The following is a 2,523-nucleotide window of genomic DNA, read 5'->3' on the forward strand; positions in this document are numbered from 1 at the left end:
GTCCCGCTGCAGCGCAGATTCATAAGTAGAAAAAAACGTACCTGGCGCATCTTTAAGAGCCTCAAGCCGTAGTCGCCGATAGAGGTCTGCCTCTCCAATTTTGAGGCGGCGGATTGTGTGCATAAGACAGCTATTCGGTTGAACTTGATGTAGCCAAGTCGGAAATGCCATGCCCCTGTCGGACATTCAGGTCTACAAAATGCATGGAGAATCCATCGCTGCATGGGTTTTGCTTGCGTATGCGGTACACATATCCAGTTATAAAACTTCCCATGAAACCCGACTCCTCCGTGCCGCGCACCCCGCGTTTACTTGACCAGGTGTGCGATGTTATTCGTGGAAATCACTATAGCGCGCGCACCGAGCAGGCTTATATGTACTGGGAGCGCTTATACGTGCGCTGGCAGGGAGGGGCCAAGTCGAAGCCAAGTCATTCTTGAACATGCTTGGCCTTTAGATCACTACAAATACTATAGCGATACCGTCATATTTAACGGGGGCTAGGGGCCGATTTGGCTTAAACCATTCTGGACAAAGCCTGCTGCGCCTGCCACTGCTCAGCTGTGATGCGGTGCAGGATATGGCGCTTGAGCGGCCAGTCTGCGGGCACACGCGGGTGGTCAAAGTCTGCACCGGGGTCGCGCACCATGCCGATGCGCTCCATCACCGCGTGCGATGGTCCATTGGTAGGTACCGACATGGCGACAACCTGTGGCAGCTCCAGGTGGGTGAACGCAAAGTTCAGCGCAGCGGCCGCGCCCTCGGTGGCGTACCCCTGGTGCCAGGCGGCGGGTGCCAGGCGCCAGCCGATTTCCACCGCCGGCATCCACGGTGCCTCGTAGCCCGGGATGTTCAGCCCCACAAAACCGGCGAAGGCATGGACGCCCGGTACCTCTACCGCCCACATGCCCCAACCGCGCTGGGCGATGCTGGCGCGGATGCGGCCCGCCTCGCCCAGGGCCTCGGCGTGGGTGTGCACGCTGGGGAAAAAGCGGCGCACGGCGGGGTCGGCGTTCATGGTGGCCCAGGCCTCCAGGTCGTCGTCTTTCCATTGGCGCAGCAGCAGGCGCGGGGTGCGTAATTCGACCGGTGCAGCAAACGTGCGCAGCATCAGGGTTGGTACGTGCATCTGCCGCCTCCTATGATTGGTTTACTTCAGCAAGCCTTCGGCCTTCATGGCGGTTACCACGGCTGGGCGTGCGGCCACACGGCGCGGTTGGCGACGTGTTGGCGCCGCGGCTCAACCCGCGAGTTTAAGCGTCCTCTGCGTCGCAGGAGTTCAAGTTGTCTATGGGGTGCATCACAGTTCTCCCATGGCCATCAGTGCCAATACATCGGGTTCCAGAATGTCGTCCAGGTTCGGTTCGGCTTGCGTGCGTACCAACTGCAGTCCGACCGCCATGACCACCACCAAGGCGGCTGCCCCCAACTGCATGCGCCGGTCACCCCAGGCCAGTTGCGGTTGTCTCCAAGGGCCCACTGCGACCAAGGTGGTGGTGGCACCGCGCTGCGCCCACTGCGCCACGATACGGTCTTGCAGGGGTTGCAAGCCGTTGCTTTCAGTTTGGTCCAATGCCCGTTGCAGGGATTGGCGCAGCGCCTCATCGGCTTCGCTGTGCACCGCGTCTTCTCGGCTGTTAGGCGGGTTCATGGGGTGGTTCCTTTCAAGACTGTGCGCAGGCTGGCCTTGGCCCGAAACAATAGTTGGTGGGCTGCGTTCACTTCGACATCCAGTGCGCGTGCAATTTCACTGACTTCGGCATCACCATAGGCCCACATTGCCAACGCCATGCGTTGGCGGGCGGGCAATGTGCCTATGGCGGCTTGTATTTGCGCCGGACTCCAGGTCTCGTGGGTGGCATGGCCTGCCTCGGCAGCCCGTTGCTGTGCGTCCGCCAGGTCGGTCAGTGTGTCGCTCTCGGTGCTCCATTCCTGCCGACGCACGAGATGGCTCTTGCAACGGTTGATCACAATCGTGTTGAAGAAAGTGGACAGGCGGGCACCCGCTGTATAACTGGCCTGGCTGTTCCACAACCGCAGGAATGACTCTTGCACCACGTCTTGGGCGTCCTCGGTACGGCGCAACAGTTGCATGGCCAATCCATGGGCCTGTGGCGTCAGACGGCGCACCACCGCCACCGCACTGGGGCCATGGCCGTTACAGGCTTGCTCCCACAACGCCCAGTCGTCGTTGGGCGCTATCGCGTTGCGCCAACGGGACCAGGATTGGGCCAGCTTGCTCCCGATCCGAGCCGCGCCGCTGCGTGTTGCCGTGGTCACAGTGGACTCACTCATGGACGGTCTTCACCGGTTTTTAGCTTTTCGCGCAAGGCGGCGCGCTCGGCGGGGGTGAGCTTTTCCAGCATGGCACGCCGCTGTTGCAAAAGCTCCCGGCGCTGCTCGCGCGGCATGGCTTTGAGCTTTTCTCCGCGTTCGGCTTTGAATTGTTCGCGCTGTTCCGGCGTCATGGCACTCCAGCCCTCACGGGCCTTGGCGATCATGGCCTTGCGTGCTTCTGGATCC

At 61.3% G+C, this 2,523-nt stretch carries 4 protein-coding genes; all 4 read right to left on the reverse strand.

What is annotated here, in order from left to right; translation table 11 throughout:
* Positions 1-517: 517 nt before the first annotated feature.
* Entirely contained in the window at positions 518-1,129 is a 612-nt protein-coding gene (locus AC097P_RS23315; protein ID WP_479612825.1) for a GNAT family N-acetyltransferase, read from the reverse strand.
* Positions 1,130-1,300: 171 nt separating this feature from the next.
* A complete protein-coding gene (locus AC097P_RS23320) occupies positions 1,301-1,651 on the reverse strand; it encodes a hypothetical protein (protein WP_479612826.1) in 351 nt (116 codons plus the stop codon).
* Positions 1,648-2,295 (reverse strand): RNA polymerase sigma factor, encoded by a 648-nt coding sequence (locus tag AC097P_RS23325; RefSeq protein WP_479612827.1) that lies wholly within the window; start codon positions 2,293-2,295, stop codon positions 1,648-1,650. The genes AC097P_RS23320 and AC097P_RS23325 overlap by 4 nt, the downstream gene beginning before the upstream one ends.
* Positions 2,292-2,523: DUF3106 domain-containing protein (locus AC097P_RS23330; protein ID WP_479612828.1), on the reverse strand; the 232-nt coding region annotated here is incomplete at its 5' end. The genes AC097P_RS23330 and AC097P_RS23325, both read right to left, overlap by 4 nt.

It is taken from the genome of Rhodoferax sp. ZS1R8, from assembly GCF_056521325.1.

Excerpts from the sequence above, each read along its gene's own strand:
- AC097P_RS23315 (WP_479612825.1), bottom strand. The coding sequence starts at position 1,129 with ATGCACGTACCAACCCTGATGCTGCGCACGTTTGCTGCACCGGTCGAA.
- AC097P_RS23325 (WP_479612827.1), bottom strand. The coding sequence starts at position 2,295 with ATGAGTGAGTCCACTGTGACCACGGCAACACGCAGCGGCGCGGCTCGG.
- AC097P_RS23320 (WP_479612826.1), bottom strand. The coding sequence starts at position 1,651 with ATGAACCCGCCTAACAGCCGAGAAGACGCGGTGCACAGCGAAGCCGAT.